This window comes from Clostridium sp. J1101437_171009_A5 (assembly GCF_015547905.1).
Lineage (GTDB): Bacteria > Bacillota > Clostridia > Oscillospirales > Oscillospiraceae > Pseudoflavonifractor_A > Pseudoflavonifractor_A gallinarum.
Genome location: NZ_JADMVY010000013.1, coordinates 56,297 through 74,217, shown reverse-complemented (window position 1 = coordinate 74,217; position 17,921 = coordinate 56,297). Strand labels below are relative to the sequence as shown.

General features: G+C 59.3%; 16 protein-coding genes and 3 tRNA genes. 11 read left to right on the top strand and 8 right to left on the bottom strand.

Annotated elements, in window-relative coordinates:
• The first annotated feature begins 7 nt into the window (after positions 1–7).
• From I2C21_RS15025 to I2C21_RS14985, 9 genes are all read left to right on the top strand, one after another.
• The gene (locus tag I2C21_RS15025) at positions 8–1,996 is read left to right on the top strand and encodes a DNA gyrase/topoisomerase IV subunit B (protein ID WP_195279650.1); all 1,989 of its coding nucleotides are present in this window, start codon (positions 8–10) and stop codon (positions 1,994–1,996) included.
• Positions 1,997–2,066: 70 nt separating this feature from the next.
• Positions 2,067–4,310, top strand: a complete 2,244-nt coding sequence (locus I2C21_RS15020) for a DNA gyrase subunit A (RefSeq protein ID WP_195279649.1) — start codon at positions 2,067–2,069, stop codon at positions 4,308–4,310.
• Between the two features lie 30 nt (positions 4,311–4,340).
• A complete protein-coding gene (locus I2C21_RS15015) occupies positions 4,341–5,210 on the top strand; it encodes a YitT family protein (protein WP_101691068.1) in 870 nt (289 codons plus the stop codon).
• 34 nt (positions 5,211–5,244) lie between these two features.
• The gene (locus I2C21_RS15010) at positions 5,245–5,835 is read left to right on the top strand and encodes a lactate utilization protein (protein WP_101691067.1); all 591 of its coding nucleotides are present in this window, start codon (positions 5,245–5,247) and stop codon (positions 5,833–5,835) included.
• Positions 5,836–5,869: 34 nt separating this feature from the next.
• A complete protein-coding gene (locus I2C21_RS15005) occupies positions 5,870–6,949 on the top strand; it encodes a hypothetical protein (protein WP_195279648.1) in 1,080 nt (359 codons plus the stop codon).
• Positions 6,950–7,017: 68 nt separating this feature from the next.
• Positions 7,018–7,093 (top strand) — tRNA-Gly (locus I2C21_RS15000).
• A 105-nt stretch (positions 7,094–7,198) separates the two neighbouring features.
• A tRNA-Gly gene (locus I2C21_RS14995) sits at positions 7,199–7,274 on the top strand.
• Positions 7,275–7,379: 105 nt separating this feature from the next.
• Positions 7,380–7,455, top strand: a tRNA-Gly gene (locus tag I2C21_RS14990).
• Positions 7,456–7,519: 64 nt separating this feature from the next.
• Complete coding sequence (locus I2C21_RS14985; protein WP_101691065.1) at positions 7,520–7,957, top strand: helix-turn-helix domain-containing protein; 438 nt, start codon at positions 7,520–7,522, stop codon at positions 7,955–7,957.
• 65 nt (positions 7,958–8,022) lie between these two features.
• Here I2C21_RS14985 and I2C21_RS14980 read toward each other — a convergent pair whose 3' ends face one another.
• Together I2C21_RS14980 and I2C21_RS14975 are read right to left on the bottom strand one after the other, a co-directional pair.
• Complete coding sequence (locus I2C21_RS14980) at positions 8,023–8,526, bottom strand: GreA/GreB family elongation factor (protein WP_101691064.1); 504 nt, start codon at positions 8,524–8,526, stop codon at positions 8,023–8,025.
• Between the two features lie 67 nt (positions 8,527–8,593).
• Positions 8,594–8,782 carry a hypothetical protein gene (locus tag I2C21_RS14975; RefSeq protein ID WP_101691063.1) on the bottom strand — a complete coding sequence of 63 codons (189 nt, stop codon included), beginning with the start codon at positions 8,780–8,782 and terminating at the stop codon, positions 8,594–8,596.
• 180 nt (positions 8,783–8,962) lie between these two features.
• On the opposite strand from I2C21_RS14975, the gene I2C21_RS14970 reads away from it, so the two are divergent.
• Positions 8,963–9,313 carry an Asp23/Gls24 family envelope stress response protein gene (locus tag I2C21_RS14970; protein ID WP_101691062.1) on the top strand — a complete coding sequence of 117 codons (351 nt, stop codon included), beginning with the start codon at positions 8,963–8,965 and terminating at the stop codon, positions 9,311–9,313.
• Between the two features lie 34 nt (positions 9,314–9,347).
• Positions 9,348–11,033, top strand: coding sequence for a DAK2 domain-containing protein (locus tag I2C21_RS14965; protein WP_195279647.1), 1,686 nt, complete (start codon positions 9,348–9,350; stop codon positions 11,031–11,033).
• 61 nt (positions 11,034–11,094) lie between these two features.
• Here I2C21_RS14965 and I2C21_RS14960 read toward each other — a convergent pair whose 3' ends face one another.
• The 6 genes from I2C21_RS14960 to I2C21_RS14935 all read right to left on the bottom strand — a co-directional run bounded on the left by I2C21_RS14960 (position 11,095) and on the right by I2C21_RS14935 (position 17,918).
• Positions 11,095–11,817 carry an amino acid ABC transporter ATP-binding protein gene (locus tag I2C21_RS14960; RefSeq protein WP_193538831.1) on the bottom strand — a complete coding sequence of 241 codons (723 nt, stop codon included), beginning with the start codon at positions 11,815–11,817 and terminating at the stop codon, positions 11,095–11,097.
• The gene (locus I2C21_RS14955; protein ID WP_101691059.1) at positions 11,804–12,499 is read right to left on the bottom strand and encodes an amino acid ABC transporter permease; all 696 of its coding nucleotides are present in this window, start codon (positions 12,497–12,499) and stop codon (positions 11,804–11,806) included. The genes I2C21_RS14960 and I2C21_RS14955 overlap by 14 nt, the downstream gene beginning before the upstream one ends.
• A 102-nt stretch (positions 12,500–12,601) precedes the next feature.
• Positions 12,602–13,450, bottom strand: coding sequence for a transporter substrate-binding domain-containing protein (locus I2C21_RS14950; RefSeq protein ID WP_235964344.1), 849 nt, complete (start codon positions 13,448–13,450; stop codon positions 12,602–12,604).
• A 281-nt stretch (positions 13,451–13,731) separates the two neighbouring features.
• Positions 13,732–15,450 (bottom strand): peptide ABC transporter substrate-binding protein, encoded by a 1,719-nt coding sequence (locus I2C21_RS14945; RefSeq protein ID WP_195279646.1) that lies wholly within the window; start codon positions 15,448–15,450, stop codon positions 13,732–13,734.
• A gap of 361 nt (positions 15,451–15,811) precedes the next feature.
• Complete coding sequence (locus I2C21_RS14940) at positions 15,812–16,846, bottom strand: ABC transporter ATP-binding protein (protein WP_101691057.1); 1,035 nt, start codon at positions 16,844–16,846, stop codon at positions 15,812–15,814.
• Positions 16,839–17,918 (bottom strand): ABC transporter ATP-binding protein, encoded by a 1,080-nt coding sequence (locus I2C21_RS14935; RefSeq protein ID WP_235964343.1) that lies wholly within the window; start codon positions 17,916–17,918, stop codon positions 16,839–16,841. The genes I2C21_RS14940 and I2C21_RS14935 overlap by 8 nt, the downstream gene beginning before the upstream one ends.
• Positions 17,919–17,921 lie beyond the last annotated feature (3 nt).

Genomic DNA, 17,921 nt, shown 5'->3' with positions numbered 1-17,921 from the left:
GAACTCCATGGCAAAGACCAGTGTGAACACATATGGCAATGAATCCATATCCGCCCTCAAGGGTGCCGACCGGGTCCGCAAGCGTCCCGGTGTTATTTTCGGCTCGGACGGATTGGACGGCTGTGAGCATGCCGTCTTTGAGATCCTGTCCAACGCCATCGACGAGGCCCGTGAGGGCCACGGTTCCGTCATCACGGTCACCCGCTACGCCGACCAGTCCATTGAGGTAGAGGACTTTGGCCGGGGCTGTCCGGTGGACTGGAACGAGCGGGAACAAAAATTCAATTGGGAACTGGTGTTCTGTGAGCTGTATGCCGGCGGCAAGTACGGCAACGGGGACGGGGACAATTACGAGTACTCCCTGGGTCTCAATGGTCTGGGCTCCTGCGCCACCCAGTATGCCAGTGAATACTTTGACGCCGTCATCCACCGGGACGGCTTTGAATACTCCCTTCACTTTGAAAAGGGCGAGAATATCGGCGGCCTGAAAAAGGAACCCTACTCCGGCCGAAAGACCGGCTCCCGCTTCCACTGGAAGCCTGACCTGGAGGTCTTTACCGACATCAATATCCCGGTGGAGTACTATCTGGACGTGATGAAGCGGCAGGCGGTGGTCAACGCCGGGGTCACCTTCCGCTTCCGCAATCAGGTGGGCTCCAAGTTCGAGACCACGGAATTCAAGTATGAAAACGGCATCGTGGACTATGTCAACGAACTCTCGGGTCCCTCTCCCCTGACCCAGCCCGTCTTCTGGCAGACCGAGCGCAAGGGCCGGGACCGGGCAGACAAGCCGGAATATAAGGTAAAGCTCTCGGTCTCCTTCTGTTTTTCCAACACGGTGCAGGTCATCGAGCACTACCACAACTCCTCCTGGCTGGAGCACGGCGGCTCCCCGGAGAAGGCGGTCAAATCCGCCTTTGTCTCCGGCGTGGATGCCTATCTCCGCCAGCAGAACAAGTATCAGAAAAACGAGAGCAAGATCACCTGGGTGGACATCGAGGACTGCCTGGTCCTGATCTCCAACAACTTCTCCACCCAGACCTCCTACGAGAACCAGACGAAAAAGGCCATCAACAACAAGTTCGTGCAGGATGCCATGGCCGAGTTCCTCAAGGCCCAGCTGGAGGTCTATTTCATCGAGAACCCCTTCGACGCGGAGAAGATCGCCGAGCAGGTACTGGTGAACAAGCGCTCCCGGGAGAGTGCGGAGAAGGCCCGGCTCAACATCAAGAAAAAGCTCTCGGGCAGCGTGGACATCGCCAACCGGGTGCAGAAATTCGTGGACTGCCGTACCAGAGACACGGAGCGGCGGGAGCTGTACATTGTGGAGGGCGACTCGGCTCTGGGCGCGGTCAAGCTCTCCCGGGACGCCGAGTTCCAGGGCATCATGCCGGTCCGGGGCAAGATCCTCAACTGTCTGAAAGCCGACTACGCCAAGATCTTCAAGAGCGAGATCATCATGGACCTCCTCAAGGTCCTGGGCTGCGGCTGCGAGGTACAGGACAAGCACGCCAAGGATATGGCCGCCTTTGACCTGATGAATCTCCGCTGGAATAAGGTAGTCATCTGTACCGATGCCGACGTGGACGGCTTCCAGATCCGCACCCTCATCCTCACCATGCTCTACCGACTGGTGCCCACTCTCATCCAGCGGGGCTATGTCTACATCGCCGAGTCCCCCCTCTATGAGATCACCTGTAAGGAAAAGACCTGGTTTGCCTATTCCGATGCGGAGAAGAGTGAGATCGTAAACGGCGTGCTGGCGGGCAAGAAATACTCCATCCAGCGCTCCAAGGGTCTGGGCGAGAATGAGCCGGACATGATGTGGCTCACCACCATGAATCCGGAGACCCGCCGCCTCATCAAGGTCATGCCCGAGGACGTGGAGCGCACCGCCGCCGTCTTTGACCTGCTGCTGGGGGACAACCTCCAGGGCCGGAAGGACCACATTGCGGACAACGGGTACAAGTATCTGGAACTGGCGGATATCTCGTAATACCCGCTCTATTCCATTCCGTTTTGTAATATAGAGATAAGATATAACGCAAAGGACAAGGACTGATACCATGCCCAAAAAGAAAGCTCCGGACACCGGGGCCAAAAAAGTCAACAATCCCAACGTCATGGGCCTGCGGCCCGAGGTGCTGGAACAGCCCATCACCGAGACGCTGGAGCTCAACTACATGCCCTACGCCATGAGTGTCATCGTCTCCCGGGCCATCCCGGAGATCGACGGCTTCAAGCCCTCTCACCGAAAGCTCCTCTACACCATGTACCAGATGAAGCTGCTGGGTGGGAGCCGTACTAAGAGCGCCAATGTGGTGGGCCAGACCATGAAGCTCAACCCCCACGGCGATGCGGCCATCTATGACACCATGGTGCGCCTCTCCCGGGGCTATGGTGCCCTCCTCCACCCTCTGGTGGACTCCAAGGGCAACTTCGGCAAGGTCTACTCCCGGGACATGGCCTGGGCGGCCAGCCGGTACACCGAGGTGCGCCTGGACCCCATCTGTGCCGAGCTCTTCCGGGACATCGACCAGGACACCGTGGACTTTGTGGACAACTACGACGGCTCCATGCAGGAACCCGCGCTGCTGCCCACCACCTTTCCCAACGTACTGGTGAGCGCCAACCAGGGCATTGCCGTGGGCATGGCCTCCAACCTGTGCGGCTTCAACCTGGGGGAGGTGTGCGACGCCACCATCGCCTGGCTCAAAAAGCCTGGCTGCGACCTGCTTCCCCTGCTTAAAGCCCCCGATTTCCCCACCGGCGGTGAGCTGCTCTATGACGAGAACACCCTGCGCCAGATCTACCAGACCGGCCGCGGCTCCGTCCAGGTGCGGGCCCGGTGGCGCTATCTCAAGTCCGAGCACCTCATCGAGATCTTTGAAATCCCCTACTCCACCACGGTGGAGGCCATCATGGACAAGGTGGCCGAGCTCATCAAGTCGGGCAAGGTCAAGGAGATCGCCGACATGCGGGACGAGACCGACCTGAACGGCCTCAAGCTCACCATCGACCTCAAGCGCGGGGCCGACCCGGACAAGCTCATGGCCCGGCTCTTCCGCTCCACTCCCCTGCAGGACGCCTATTCCTGCAACTTCAACATCCTCATCAGCGGAATGCCCCGGGTCATGGGCGTGGGTGAGATCCTGGAGGAGTGGACCGCCTGGCGGATGGAGGGTGTGCGCCGCCGGACCTACTTTGTCATGAAAAAGAAGGAGGAAAAGCTCCACCTGCTGGAGGGCCTCCAGAAGATCCTGCTGGACATTGACCGGGCCATCCGCATCATCCGGGAGACCGAGGAGGACTCCGAGGTCATCCCCAACCTGATGATCGGCTTCGGGATCGACGCCGTCCAGGCCGAGTATGTGGCCGACATCCGGCTGCGCAACATCAACAAGGAGTATATCCTCAAGCGCACCCAGGAGACCAGCTCTCTGGCCGAAGAGATCGCCGACCTGAAGGATCTGGTGGATAACCCCTCTCGCATCAAAAAGGTCATCATCGGGGAGCTCCAGGCGGTGAAGAAGAAATATGCCCTCCCCCGCCGCACCGAGATCCTCTACGACTATTCCAATGAGACCCGCCCCGACCCGGAAGAGGAGATCCCCGACTATCCGGTGCATGCCTTCCTCTCTCTGGAGGGATACTTCAAGAAGATCACCCCTCAGTCCCTGCGCATGAGCGGGGAGCAGAAGTACAAGGAGGGAGACGGTCCCTTCCTCCAGTGGGAGGGGAACAACCGGGACGAGCTGTTGGTCTTTACCGACCGGCAGCAGTGCTACAAGACCCGTCTCTCCGACTTTGCAGACACCAAGGCCAGCGTCCTGGGCGAGTATCTGCCCACCCGCCTGGGCATGGACGCCGGGGAGAGCGTGGTGTGGGCCTGCATCACCAGTGACTACGCCGGGCACCTGCTCTTCTTCTTCCAGAACGGCAAGGTGGCACGGGTGGAGCTCGCCTCCTACAAGACCCAGACCCGCCGCAAGCGTCTGACCGGAGCCTACTCCGACAAATCTCCCCTGGCCGCCGCGCTGCTGCTTTCCGAGGACCGGGAGCTGGCCGTCTTTTCCAGTGAGGGCCGCTGCCTGATCTTCCATACCTCGGTTCTGGCCCCTAAGTCCACCCGCTCCACCCAGGGTGTGGCGGTCATGACCCTCAAGCCCAAATATAAGGTGGAAAAGGTCCTCCCGCTGGAGGAGACCACCGTGGTTCAGGTGAGCCGCTACCGTCCCCGGGCCCTTCCCGCCGCCGGCGCCCTTCTCAAGGAGGAGGACCGGGGGGAGGAACAGCTCTCCATCCTCTGATATGTCTGACACGGAAACGAGGTAATTCCCATGAAGCAGAAAGCCCGTCAGCTTTTTTTCTCCTATCTCTGGATCACTGTGGCCTCGGCGGCCTATGCTCTGGGCTTTGACTGGTGCTACGCCCCCAACGAGATCGGTTTCGGCGGCATCACCGGCCTTGCCCAGATCATCAACGCCGCCCTCCCCTGGGCGCCCATCGGCGTACTGGTGATCCTGCTCAACGTCCCTCTCTTCTTTTTCGGCTGGCGTCTGCTGGGCGGGCATCTGCTGCTCTCCTCTCTCTACGCCATGTTTATCTCTTCCATCTTTGTGGACCTGCTCAATGCGGCCGTCCCTTTCTCCCCCATGGACCCCATGCTGGCCACCATCTTCGGCGGCATTCTGATCGGCCTCTCTCTGGCCATCATTCTGCTCCAGGGGGCCACAACGGGGGGTACCGATCTCTTTGCCCGCCTGCTCAAGCTCCGGATCTCCTGGCTCCCTATGGGTAAGCTCCTCATGGGGGTGGACCTGGTGGTCATCGCCGCGGTGGCCCTGGCCTTCCGCAATCTGTCCAGCGCCCTGTACGGCGTGGTCTCCCTCTATATCTCCACCGCTGTGATGGATATGGTGCTCTACGGTCTGGACAGCGCCAAGGTGGCCTATATCATCTCCAGCAAGCCCGACGAGATCTCCAAGGCCATCTTCCGGGAGATGGACCGGGGGGTGACCTTCCTCCACGCGGAGGGCGGCTGGTCGGGGGAGCCCAAAAAAGTTCTGCTGTGCGCCTTCAAGCAAAAGCAGATCGTTCCCCTCCGGCGCATGGTCAAGGAGATCGACCCGTCCGCCTTTCTCATCGTCTGCAACGCCCACGAGGTGCTGGGAGACGGTTTCCGGGAGTACAAGCACGATTCCCTGTAACATCCGTATCGACTGACAAAGGAGGAGCTCACCTATGGCTGACATCAAAAAACTCTGTGAAAACCTGGAGAAGAACGGCTTCCACGCCGTCTATTTCGACACTGCCAAGGAGGCGGCCGACTATCTGGACGCCAAGCTGGACGGCCGCACCATCGGCATGGGCGGCTCCATGACCATCAAGGACATGGGCCTGGTGGACCGTCTGCCCACCCATAATACCTTCTACTCCCACTGGACAGGGAGCACCCATGAGCAGGCTGCCGGAGCGGAGGTCTATCTCTCCTCGGTCAACGGCGTAGCCGAGACCGGAGAGCTCATCAACATCGACGGCACCGGCAACCGGGTGGCCTCCACCATCTACGGCCACAAAGAGCTCTATCTCATCGTGGGCATCAATAAAGTGGAGAGCAGCTTTGAACAGGCCCTGTGGCGGGCCCGGAATATCGCCTCCCCCAAGAATGCCCAGCGGCTGGGCGTCCAGACTCCCTGCGCTGTGAAAGGCGACCGCTGCTATGACTGCAACAGCCCCCAGCGTATCTGTAAGGCCCTCACCGTGCTCTGGCGCAAGCCCAATGCCATTTCCTACGCCGAAGTGATTTTGGTGGGCGAATCTCTGGGCTATTGATCCATTTCCCCGGCCGGGAGAAAGGAGACCCGCTGTGAAAAACCGTCTTGTCCTCTCTATCCTGCTTCTGGCGGGCCTGGTCCCTCTGAGCGGCTGTTCCTCCATGTTGGAGCGCAGCTATCTGGTGGTCTCCCCCCATGCGGAACATCCGGTCACCGCGGACGACTCCAACGTCCTCCAGGCCGAGACCTATCAGGATCTGGTCAACGACGTGCTCTATTTTGTCAATCAGGGCATGGAGACCGGGGTCATCCGTCTGACCAACTACCCCCGCGATGTGGAGACCGATCTCAACAACGCCTGCCTGGAGGTGGCCAAGGACGCGCCCCTGGGCGCCTATGCGGTGGACTACATCGAGCACGACTGCACACGGGTGGTCAAGTACTATGAATCCACCATCCACATTACTTACCGCCGCACACTGGAGCAGATCCAGAGCATCAAAAACGTGACCGGCAGCAGCGCCATCCGCCAGGTCCTTTTGGAGCAGCTCTCTCTTTTCTCCCCCGAGGTGGTCCTCCAGGTGGCCTACTTTACGGAGGATGAGGCCCATATCTCCCATCTGATCCAGCAGGCCTACTATGACGCCCCGGCGGTGGCCTTTGGAATGCCCGAGTATACCGTGACCCTCTATCCCCAGGAAAGCAGTCAGGAGCGCATTGTGGAGATCCTCCTCACCTATCCCGCTCCGGTAGATCAGCTGCGCCAGAAGAGCCAAAGCCTCCTCCGGCAGGCCGATCTGCTGGCTGACACACTGGGAGAGCTCTCGGGCGCACAGGGCGGCCGCGCCGTCCATGCCCTGCTCCGCCAGCAGGTGACAGATGCCCCGGCGGGCACCGCCTCCACTGCCTATGACGCTCTTGTGGAGCACCAGGCCGATAGTGAGGGGATGGCCCTGGCCTTCCAGCTGCTGTGCGACCGGACCGGACTGGAGAGCCGGGTGGTACAGGGTGTGAAGGACGGCGCCCCACACTTCTGGAATGTATTGACGCTCTCTCCCGGTCAGTATGCCCATGTGGACGCCTCCGATGAGGAGGTACTGCTTCTCTCGGATGCCGCATTGGAGGCACTGGGATATACCTGGGACCGGAACGAAATTCCCCCCTGTCTCTGATCGGCATAAAAACGCAAAAAAAGGCTTGACTTTTTCCCTCCCTGCGGCTATAATATCATTTGTCGCTTGCAGGTGTAGCTCATCTGGTAGAGCGCCACCTTGCCAAGGTGGAGGTAGCGAGTTCGAGCCTCGTCACCTGCTCCAAAATCCCTCTCCGTTTGGAGAGGGATTTTTCTTTTACTTTTTTAAAAAATGAAAATTTATACTTGACAAAACCACTCTCTTCCCCTATAATATCATTTGTCTCTCGCAGGTGTAGCTCATCTGGTAGAGCGCCACCTTGCCAAGGTGGAGGTAGCGAGTTCGAGCCTCGTCACCTGCTCCAAAATCCCTCTCCGTTTGGAGAGGGATTTTTCTTTTACTTTTTTAAAAAATGAAAATTTATACTTGACAAAACCACTCTCTTCCCCTATAATATCATTTGTCTCTCGCAGGTGTAGCTCATCTGGTAGAGCGCCACCTTGCCAAGGTGGAGGTAGCGAGTTCGAGCCTCGTCACCTGCTCCAAAATCCCTCTCCATCTGGAGAGGGATTTTTCTTTATCTCCCATCCATCAAGGAGGTTTTTTACGATGGTAACCATGGCACAGCGCATCGAGTCCCTCCGCACCGAGGCCAATCTGAGCCGCCCCGCGCTGGCGGCCGCCCTTGGCTTCCCCAAGGGCTCCATTGAAAAGTTTGAGACCGGCCGTCAGACTCCCTCCAAAGAACAACAGGAGAAGCTGGCCGCCCATTTCGGCGTCTCCCTCTTCTATCTCCGGGGGGAGAGCGGTGACCGCACCCGCCAGGAGGACTGGATGTCCGGCGTCAGCCTGAACGATGACGAGCCCGGCTTCACCCCCACCCCGGCCCCCAAGCCCAAGCGTCCCAAGCAGGAGGAGCCCCAGGGCGCTATGCTGGATGCCGTGCTGGCCAGCAAGCCAGTGCAGGAGCTGCTGCGGAAGATCGTATTGGATACCCTTCGCTCCCCCGAGGGGCAGGACCTCATCCGCAAGGCCCTGCAAAAATAAGCTGTCCCCGAGATCAAACAGGGCGTGTGCCGCAGAATCCCTTCTGCGGCACACGCCCCTCTTGTTTAAAACCCGTTGAGCGGGATGGAGCCGTCGTCCCCCGCCTTTTCAATGGAGCGGATGACAACGTCATAGCCATAGTCGTCACTGACCTGGATGTGGACCCGCTCTCCCACCTTTTTGCCCAGGATGGCCCGGCCCACCGGAGACTCCTTGCTGATCAGTCCGTGAAGCGCATCCTGCCGCATGGTGGTAACGATCTGGTAGGATTCTGTCTCATCATCCTCCTCCACATAGACGGTCACCTTGTCGTAGAGACCCACGGCGTCCTCCCCCGCCCGATCTGTGATGACCACCGCTGTGCGGATCATATTCTCCAGAAAGCGGATGCGGCTCTCGTTCCGATTTTTTTCCTGCTTGGCCGCCTTATATTCAAAGTTCTCACTCAGGTCGCCGAAGGCGCGGGCCTCCTTTACCGCCTCCAACAGCTTGGGGCGGAGTTCGATGCGGCGATAATCCAGCTCTTCCCGCATCATCTGTATGTCCTTTTTCGTCAGCTCGTTGTGCATGATCGATCTCCTGTTCGCATTTTATGGAAAAAGGCCGCCCCTGCGGGCGGCCTCAGACTGCATGATCTCAGTCATCCCAGTCGGCGTAATCATCAAACTCAGAGTGGCAGCAGCAGGGCTTCTTCGCCTCCAGCTTCTCACCGATTCCAGCAAAAAAGGCGGCGATCTTATCCCAATATGCAATGATGCAGCAGACACTGGCCGCGACCGTCAGAGAGAGAGCCACAATTTTCAGCACAAAACGGGCGATTTTCATATCCCGTCCCCTCCTTACTCAAATGATAGCTCTAGTTTACACGCTTTTCGGGCAAATTACAATCATTATCTGAAACTTTTTCCCTTGTAGTTTGGTCGGAAATAGAATATAATAGAGAAACCAATGAACCGAAATCAGGCGCATACGCGTTTTAGGCTCGGATAGAAAGGAAGGTCCTTTATGAAGCTGCAGACCGAAAAGGGCGAGATCCGCATCAGCAGTGAGGTATTCACCAACATCACCGGTGCGGCCGCCACCAATTGCTACGGCGTGAAGGGCATGGCCATCCGCTCCAAGACCGACGGTCTGGTGCACCTTTTGCGCCGGGAGTCCATGTCCAAGGGCGTAAAAGTCACATACAACGACGACTCCACTGTCTCCATTGAACTGCACATCATTGTGGACAACGGGGTCAACCTCATGGCGGTCAGCCGCTCCATCATGAGTGAGGTCCGCTATATCGTCAGCCGCACCACCGGCGTGGAAGTCAAGAGCGTGGATGTCTGCATCGACTCCATGGTCATCGGCTGATCGGCCTTATGCATCGAAAGGAAGGAACACCGACATGAGAGATACCATCGACGGGGCGCTGCTGGCCCGTATGCTCATTCATGCTGCCGCCGCTATCAACAGCCAGAAGCAGCACATCAATGAACTCAACGTCTTCCCGGTGCCCGATGGAGACACCGGCACCAATATGAGCCTGACCATCGGCACGGCGGCCACCGAGCTGAAAAAGAAGCCGGCCGGCACTGTGGGTGAGGTGGCCTCCACCAACGCCTCCGCCCTGCTGCGGGGCGCCCGCGGCAACTCAGGCGTCATTCTCTCCCTGCTCTTCCGCGGCTTTGCCAAGGCCGTCAAGGAAAAGGAGACCATCGACGGCCGGGATCTGGCCATTGCGCTGGACTTCGGCGTGGCCGCCGCCTATAAGGCGGTCATGAAGCCCGCCGAGGGCACCATCCTCACGGTATCCCGTCTCTCCGCTGCCCAGGCGGCCGCTACCGCCCGGGAGGATGCCACCCCCGAGGTGGTGCTGGAGGCCGCCATTCGGGAAGGTCATGTGGCCCTGGACGACACCATCAACCAGAACCCCGTCCTGAAAAAGGCCGGCGTCGTGGATGCCGGCGGCAAGGGCTTCCTGGTCATCCTCCAGGGTATGCTGGATGAGCTGCGGGGCCTCCCCATGCCCGAGACCGAGGACGAGGGCACCGTCAAAGAGAAGGCCGATTTCGCCGCGCTCAGCGAAGAGGAGATCACCTTTGCCTTTGATACCGTCTTTATCGTCCGTAAGACCAACCGCCATGTGGATCTGACCCCCTATCAGGCCTACCTCAACAGCATCGGTGACAGTCTGGTCATCGGTGAGGACGATGACGCCTTCAAGGTCCACGTCCATACCAACACCCCCGGCGACGCCCTGAACGAGGCCCAGAAGTACGGCGTGCTGGAGCTGGCCAAGATTGAGAACATGCGCACCCAGGCCGAGGATCTGGCCGCCGGCAAGCATGTCCAGAGCACCGACGATCTGGACGCGGTGGAGGCCGAGCTGGAGCAGGGCTGCGCTTCCGCCCCCGCCAAGGCCGCCCCTGAGAAGAAATACGGCGTGGTGGCCGTGTGCGCCGGCGAGGGACTGGCCGCCGTCTTTGCCGATCTGGGCGCGGACGGCATCATCTCGGGCGGTCAGACCATGAACCCCTCCACCGATGACATCATGCGTGAGATCGACAAGACCCCCGCTGAGATCGTCTTCGTTCTGCCCAACAACGGCAACATCATCATGGCTGCCCAGCAGTGTATTCCCCTGGCCGAGGACAAAAAGGTGGTGGTCCTCCCCACCAAGACAGTGCCCCAGGGTATCTCCGCCCTGCTCTCCATGGACCCGGACGCCGGCGAAGAGGAGAACATCGCCGCCATGACCGAGGCCTTTGGCCGCGTGGCTACCAGCGAGATCACCTATGCCGCCCGGGATTCGGATTTTGACGGCTTTGCCATCAAGCAGGGCGACTATCTGGCCCTGGCAGAGCATCAGCTCTTCGGCACCGACCGGGATCTGGACGCCCTGCTGGAGCGTCTGGCCCAGGCGGAGCCTCAGCAGAACGCGGAATTCATCAGCATCTTCTATGGCTCTGATGTGACCGAGGAGGATGCCCAGCGTGCGCTCTCCATCTTCCAGTCGGCCTGTCCCAACGCCGAGGTCAACCTGCTCTCCGGCGGTCAGCCTGTCTACTACTATATGATCTCTGCGGAATAACTCCATACAGAACATGACAAAGGCCCCGGACATCCTGATGGATGTCCGGGGCCTTTTTTCCTTACAGTACCTTGGAGAGAAATTCGATGGTGCGGGCTTCCTTGGGGTTGGCAAAGAACTCCTGCGGCGTGTTCTGCTCCAGGATGTTGCCGCCATCCATGAAGAGCACCCGGGAGGCCACCTCGCGGGCAAAGCCCATCTCATGGGTGACCACCACCATGGTCATGCCCTCGTTGGCCAGCTCCTTCATGACGTCCAGCACCTCACCCACCATCTCGGGGTCCAGGGCGGAGGTGGGCTCGTCAAAGAGCATCACCTTAGGCTTCATGGCCAGCGCCCGCACGATGGCGATGCGCTGCTTCTGACCGCCGGAGAGCTGGTTGGGATAGGCTTCCGCCTTGTCCTTCAGTCCTACCCGCTCCAGGAGCTTGAGGGCGGTCTCATCGGCCTCCTCCTGGCCCATGCGCTTGGTCTGGACCGGTGCCAGGGTAATATTTTTCCGGATGGTCATATTGGGGAAGAGATTGAAATGCTGGAAGACCATGCCCATCTGCCGGCGGATGGCGTTGATGTCGGTCTTGGGATCGTTGATGACCGTCCCCTCAAAGGAGATGGTGCCCTCGGTGGGCGTCTCCAGCAGGTTGAGGCAGCGCAGGAAGGTGGATTTGCCCGAGCCGGAGGGCCCGATAATGACCACCTTTTCGCCGGGATAGATGTGCTCATTGATGTTCTTGAGCACGTGGATGTGTCCAAAAGACTTGGACAGATTCTTAACGTCGATCACTGGCGCACAGCCTCCTTTCCATAGCAGCGAAGATGACGGCAAGGACCTTGGTGATGCAGAAGTAGGCCACCGCAATGATAAACAGCGGGCCAAAGGCGTCATAGGTCATGCTCTGTACCGAGGAGTAGACCTTGGTCAGGTCCACCAGGGCGATATAGCCCACCACGGCGGTCTCCTTCACCAGGACGATGAATTCGCTGGTATAGGTGGGCAGGCAGTTCTTGAGGGCCTGGGGGAAGATGATGTGCCACATGGTCTGCGCCTGGGTCAGTCCCAGGGAGCGCCCGGCCTCCATCTGTCCCTTCTCCACAGCATTGATGCCCGAGCGGTAGATCTCCGCCATATAGGCCGAGGAGTTCAGACCAAAGGCAATGATGGCCACCACCATCTTGTTGTCCGTCACATCCAGCAGGATGACATTGTACATGATGAGCAGCTGCACCACCACGGGGATCCCCCGGATGATGTCGATGTAGGCCTTGGCAGGCCCCCGCAGCACCGCATGCTTGGAGAGCTTCATGAGACACAGCACCATGCCCAGCACCGTACTGATGAGAATCGCGCCCAGGGTGATGCCCAGTGTGACGCCCATGCCGTCCAGGTAGAGCTTCCAGCGGTCCTCAAAGAGGAATGCCTGGTAGAGCTTGTCCCCGAAATCCGCAAACCAATTCAGGATATCCATGGGGATACCGCCTCCTTTTTCTCTGTTTTGGAAAGATTCAAAAGCGCAGGAGAGCCTGCGCCAATCCGAGCGGCGCAGGCTTCCCTGATTCAGACTGTGTTCTTACTTGGCCACCACGATGGACTGGACCGCCTCATAGTAGCCGTTGGTGAAGTTAGCGTTTTCCTCACGCTCGGGATTCTTGGTGAGGCCGGCGGCGATGAAGTCGATCCGACCGGACTGGAGGGCGGGGATCAGGGCGTCAAAGTCCATGTTCTCCACGGTCACCTCATAGCCCATCTCGGCGCACAGGTACTTCACATAATCCACATCAAAGCCAGTGGGCTGGCCGTCGCTGGTCAGGTACTCAAAGGGCTCAAACTCACAGTTGGTGCCCATCACCAGAGTGCCCTTGGGATTCTCCACAGGGGCGAGCTCAGGCAGGGTGGCGTCCTCCTCCTTGGAGATGTACTTGGCCACCAGGGCGTCAAAGGTACCATTCTCCTTCAGAGTCTCCATAGCGGCGTTGAACTCCTCAGCCAGAGCCGCGCCCTCCTCATTCTTCTGGGTGGCGATGGCGTAGGTCTCGCTCTCCTCCGAGGCGGGGAAGTCCAGCAGCTGCAGCTTGTCGGGGTTGGCGTTCACCAGAGACTGGGCAGGATTGGTGTCGATGATGATGCAGTCCACCCGGCCGTTGATGAGCTCCATCGCGCAGGCGGTGGCAGCCTTGAAGGCGCTGACCTCGGCACCCTCGATCTCCTTGGCAATATCGTTGCCGGTGGTGCCCTCCTGCACAGCGATCTTCTTACCCTTCAGATCCTCCACAGAGGTCCAGGTGTTTCCGGTCTCCTCGGTGGGCGCAGGGCTGGCGGCGCCAGGATCGGCGCTGGGGGCGCTGGAAGTGCTGCCGCAGCCGGCCAGCAGGCTCAGAGAGAGCGCCGCGGCCATACCAAGAGCAAAGAACTTTTTCATATTCATCTTCTCCTTCATGAGCAACTCGCGGCCAGTCTTTCCCGTGCCGGCCGGTGTTGGATTGATATGCTATGATTATACACCATATTCATGAAAATGCAAGTCTTTTTTGCATATTTATGAATATGACCAAGTCTGCTTTCTTCCCGCCCGTTCTCTTGTGCATCGTGTCGACAATCGGACCGTATTCTGGATATGTATGACATTTTCTAGCAGAAAACGGCGAAGCCACTGGCCTCGCCGTTTTCATTCTTATGCAGGTTTTATACAGCCCTCAGGTCTTACTTGGAGGTCACGTGGGTGAACATGAAGAAGCCCAGGGGGGTGTAGTACATGCCGTTGAGATCGCTGTTGATCATGTAGGGCTGGGTGTAGAAGTACAGGGGAGCGATGGCGCAATCCTGCTCCATCAGCATATCCTCAGCCTGATGCATGAGCTCCATACGGCCCGCGGCATCGGAGTCGCTCAGAACCTCGGTCATGATCTTGTCATACTCAGGGTTGGAGTAGTGAGCGTTGTTGTTGCCGTTGCCGGTCATGAACATATCCAGGAAGGACACGGGATCGTTGTAGTCGCTGATCCAGCCGTCGCGGCAGATGTTGTAGTTACCCTCGCTGCGGGTGGACAGGAACACGTTCCAGTCCTGGTTGTTCAGGGTCACGTCCACGTTGAGGACATCCTTCCACATGGACTGGAGGGCCTCAGCGATGGCGCTGTGCTTGTCATCGGTGTTGTAGAGGTAGGTGACAGCGGGGAAGCCGGCGCCGTCGGGATAGCCGGCCTCAGCCAGCAGCTGGCGGGCTTTCTCGCAGTTGGCCTCGTAGTCCTCGGGGGCAACGCTCCAGTAGGTGCCGCCGGTGGTGCGGAAGTCATCGCCGTCGGGGCCAGCAGCGTCATACACGCCGTAGGGCACCCAGCCGTCAGCGGGGATCTCGCCCACCTGGCTCACGTTCTCCACGATGTAGTTGCGGTCAATGGCCAGGTTGAAGGCCTGACGCACGCGGGGATCGTCAAAGGGAGCCTTGGAGTTGTTGAAGTCGATGTAGTAGGTGCCCAGGTAGTCCCCGGCGATCAGGGAGCCGTTGGCCAGCAGGGTAGCGGTCTCGTCCACGGGGACGTTGTTGACGAAGTCCAGCTCGCCATTGTTGAAGGCAGTCAGCATGGCGCGGGTGTCGTCCATCAGCTTGAAGGTCAGCTTGCTCACGGTCACGCTGGCAGCGTCATAGTAGTTCTCGTTGGGAACCATGACGATCTCAGCGTTGTGAGACCAAGACTCCAGCTTCATGGGGCCGTTGGAGATGTAGGTAGCGGGATCCTGAGTCCAGTTGGCGTTGCCCTCTACCACGTCCTGACGCAGAGGCATGGTGCAGGGGAAGGCGCAGATCTCCTTGAAGTAGGGGCAGTTGTAGGTCAGGTTGACCACGAAGGTGTGCTCGTCGGGAGCAGAGACGCCCAGCTCGGAGGGATCCTTCTCACCGTTGCGGATCTCCACAGCGTTGACCACCATGTCGATGATGTAGTTGTAGGGAGCAGCCAGCTCGGGGTTGACCAGGCGCTGCCAGGCATACACGAAGTCGTTGGCGGTCACAGCCTGACCGTCGGACCACTTGGCGTCCTCACGCAGCTTGAAGGTCCAGGTGTAGGTGCCGTCGGCATTCTCGACCACCTCGGGCTCCTCCGCGGCCATGCCCAGGTCCAGAACGGCGGTGGCGCCGCCGTCGGGGTTGTTGCCCTCGGCGCTGTCCACCCACTTGTACAGGTTCTCAAACAGGTGATGGGCCATGATGCCGCCGTCCACGGTACGGTTCAGAGCAGGGTCCATGGTCTCGGGCTCACTGGCCACACAGACGCTCATGCTGACGCCTTCGGCAGCGGGAGCGCCGCTGTTCTCAGGAGCAGTGGTCCCGGTGGGAGCCGTCTCAGTGCCGCCGCATCCGGCCAGCAGGGAGGCGGTCATGGCGACCGACAGGCCCAGAGCCAGAAGTTTCGTCTTCTTCATTGCGAAAACCTCCAAAGTTTTTTTGTATCCTCTCGCCTTTCCAGCGTGATACACGGTCATCTTCTGTCCTGTTCAGCCGGACAGATGTTCTTCCACAAAAGCGTTTCGGTGGAATCCGAGGCTGATTATACCACGGTGCATTACTCTTGTAAAGTAAAATGTTTCAAAATTGTTAACCCGTAATAGGAAGGAAAGGCGAAGAAAACTCGGGTTTTCTTCGCCTTTCCGCGCGGATTCTGCATTTAAATACAATGACACTCCATTGGATGCAACAAAATTCTCTGCAAAATAGTCACATATCCAACAGTGCTTATCCCCGTTTTCCCACGGCAGATACGTCCAATCTACGCGGACAGGAAAATTACTTGTTCAGCAGATGGCAGGCGGCCCAGTGACCGGGCTCCACCTCCCGGAAAACCGGGGCGGCCTCGCTGCACTCCTTGGTAGCATAGGGGCAGCGGGTATGGAACCGGCAGCCCGTCGGGGGATTCATGGGAGAGGGAATGTCGCCCTCCAGGACGATGCGCTGGCGCTGGCGGCTGACCTCGGGGTCGGGAACCGGCACAGCGGAGAGCAGGGTCTTGGTATAGGGGTGGAGGGGGTGCTTGTTGAGCTCATAGCTCTCCGCCAGCTCCACCAGGGAACCCAGATACATTACGCCGATGCGGCTGGAGATGTGGCGCACCACGGAGAGATCGTGGGCAATGAAGAGATAGGTCAGCCCCATCTCGTTCTGCATATCCTCCAGCATGTTGACCACCTGAGACTGGATGGACACGTCCAGTGCGGAGATGGGCTCGTCACAGACGATGAACTCGGGCTTCACTGCCAGGGCGCGGGCGATGCCCACGCGCTGCTGCTGGCCGCCGGAGAACTCATGGGGATAGCGGTTGGCGTGTTCGGTGTTCAGTCCGACCATGCCCAGCAGTTCCTTGATGCGATCGGTGCGCTCGGCCTTGCTGGCGTAGAGCTTATGGATATCCAGCGCCTCGCCGATGATCTCTCCCACCGTCATACGGGGGTCCAGAGAGGCAGAAGGATCCTGGAAGATGATCTGCATCTTCCGGCGGTAGGGCAGCATATTCACCATCTTGGGCTTGGCCACCTTAACCCGGGTGGCGTGGCCCTGGGCGTCCTTCTGCCAGGGATCAGCGCCCTCAAAAATGGTCTCTCCGTCATAGACGATCTTGCCGGAGGTGGGCTCATGGAGCTGCAAAATGGTGCGGCCCAGTGTGGTCTTACCACAGCCGGACTCGCCCACCAGGCCCAGGGTCTCACCCTTCCGGATGAAGAGGGACACGTTTTCCACCGCCTGCACGCCGGGGCCCTTGGTTCCCTTGACAGGGAAGTATTTCTTCAGGTTCTGGACTTCCAGCAGAATTTTATCCTCAGCCATTCTGCGCGCCCTCCTCTCTCTGCTTCTTCAGCTCATCCTGCACCCGCAGCCAGCAGGCGGCGCGGTGGCCCTCACCCAGTTCCACATAGGGGGGCATCTTCTGCAGGCAGATCTTCATGCAGTGCTCGCAGCGGGGCGCAAAGGGACAGCCCTCGGGCGGGTTGAGCATATCCACAGGGGTGCCCTCAATGGGGATCAGGCGCTCGTGGCTCTCCGCGTCCACACGGGGCATGGAGCGCAGCAGGCCCATGGTATAGGGGTGACCGGTGCGGTAGAAAATATCGTCTACCTTACCCTGCTCCACGATCTTTCCGGCGTACATGACCGAGACTTTGTCGCAGATCTCCGCCACCACGCCCAGGTTATGGGTGATGAAGATAATACCCATCTGGGTCTTCTTCTGCAGGTCCTTCATAAGCTCCAGGATCTGGGCCTGAATGGTCACGTCCAGAGCGGTGGTGGGCTCATCGGCAATGAGCAGCTTGGGATGGCAGATCAGACCCATGGCGATCATCACGCGCTGGCGCATGCCGCCGGAAAACTCATGGGGATACTGCTTCATCCGCTTTTCCACGTTGTTGATGCCCACCAGCTCCAGCATCTCCATGGCGCGCTTTTCCGCGTCGGCCTTGGAGATCTTCTTGTCGTGGGCCTTGAGGGCCTCCACCAGCTGGTTGCCCACGGTGTAGACCGGGTTGAGGCAGGTCATGGGGTTCTGGAAGATCATGGCCACTTCGCTGCCCCGGAACTGGGTCATCTGATCCTTGTTGAAGGCAAGGACGTCCCGGCCCTCAAAATGGATGGAGCCGCCCACCACTTTGCCGGGGGACTGGAGCAGGCCGATGATGGAGTAGGCCTCCTGGCTCTTGCCGGAGCCAGACTCGCCCACGATGCCCATGACCTCGCCGTAGTTGAGCTCATAGCTGATCCCGCCCACGGCCTTGACTTCGCCGGCGGGGGTAAAGAAGGAGACCCGCAGGTCCTTCACTTCCAGCAGCTTCTCACCGCTGGCCGGTGCTTCGGTGTGGAGCTGCCCGTCCCGGCGCTCCTCGTTCTCTTTGTTCCGATCCATGCT

Coding starts and splice junctions, on each gene's coding strand:
- I2C21_RS15025 (WP_195279650.1), top strand. CDS start 8: ATGGCAAAGACCAGTGTGAACACATATGGCAATGAATCCATATCCGCC.
- I2C21_RS15020 (WP_195279649.1), top strand. CDS start 2,067: ATGCCCAAAAAGAAAGCTCCGGACACCGGGGCCAAAAAAGTCAACAAT.
- I2C21_RS15015 (WP_101691068.1), top strand. CDS start 4,341: ATGAAGCAGAAAGCCCGTCAGCTTTTTTTCTCCTATCTCTGGATCACT.
- I2C21_RS15010 (WP_101691067.1), top strand. CDS start 5,245: ATGGCTGACATCAAAAAACTCTGTGAAAACCTGGAGAAGAACGGCTTC.
- I2C21_RS14985 (WP_101691065.1), top strand. CDS start 7,520: ATGGTAACCATGGCACAGCGCATCGAGTCCCTCCGCACCGAGGCCAAT.
- I2C21_RS14980 (WP_101691064.1), bottom strand. CDS start 8,526: ATGCACAACGAGCTGACGAAAAAGGACATACAGATGATGCGGGAAGAG.
- I2C21_RS14975 (WP_101691063.1), bottom strand. CDS start 8,782: ATGAAAATCGCCCGTTTTGTGCTGAAAATTGTGGCTCTCTCTCTGACG.
- I2C21_RS14970 (WP_101691062.1), top strand. CDS start 8,963: ATGAAGCTGCAGACCGAAAAGGGCGAGATCCGCATCAGCAGTGAGGTA.
- I2C21_RS14965 (WP_195279647.1), top strand. CDS start 9,348: ATGAGAGATACCATCGACGGGGCGCTGCTGGCCCGTATGCTCATTCAT.
- I2C21_RS14955 (WP_101691059.1), bottom strand. CDS start 12,499: ATGGATATCCTGAATTGGTTTGCGGATTTCGGGGACAAGCTCTACCAG.
- I2C21_RS14950 (WP_235964344.1), bottom strand. CDS start 13,450: ATGAAAAAGTTCTTTGCTCTTGGTATGGCCGCGGCGCTCTCTCTGAGC.
- I2C21_RS14945 (WP_195279646.1), bottom strand. CDS start 15,450: ATGAAGAAGACGAAACTTCTGGCTCTGGGCCTGTCGGTCGCCATGACC.
- I2C21_RS14940 (WP_101691057.1), bottom strand. CDS start 16,846: ATGGCTGAGGATAAAATTCTGCTGGAAGTCCAGAACCTGAAGAAATAC.
- I2C21_RS14935 (WP_235964343.1), bottom strand. CDS start 17,918: ATGGATCGGAACAAAGAGAACGAGGAGCGCCGGGACGGGCAGCTCCAC.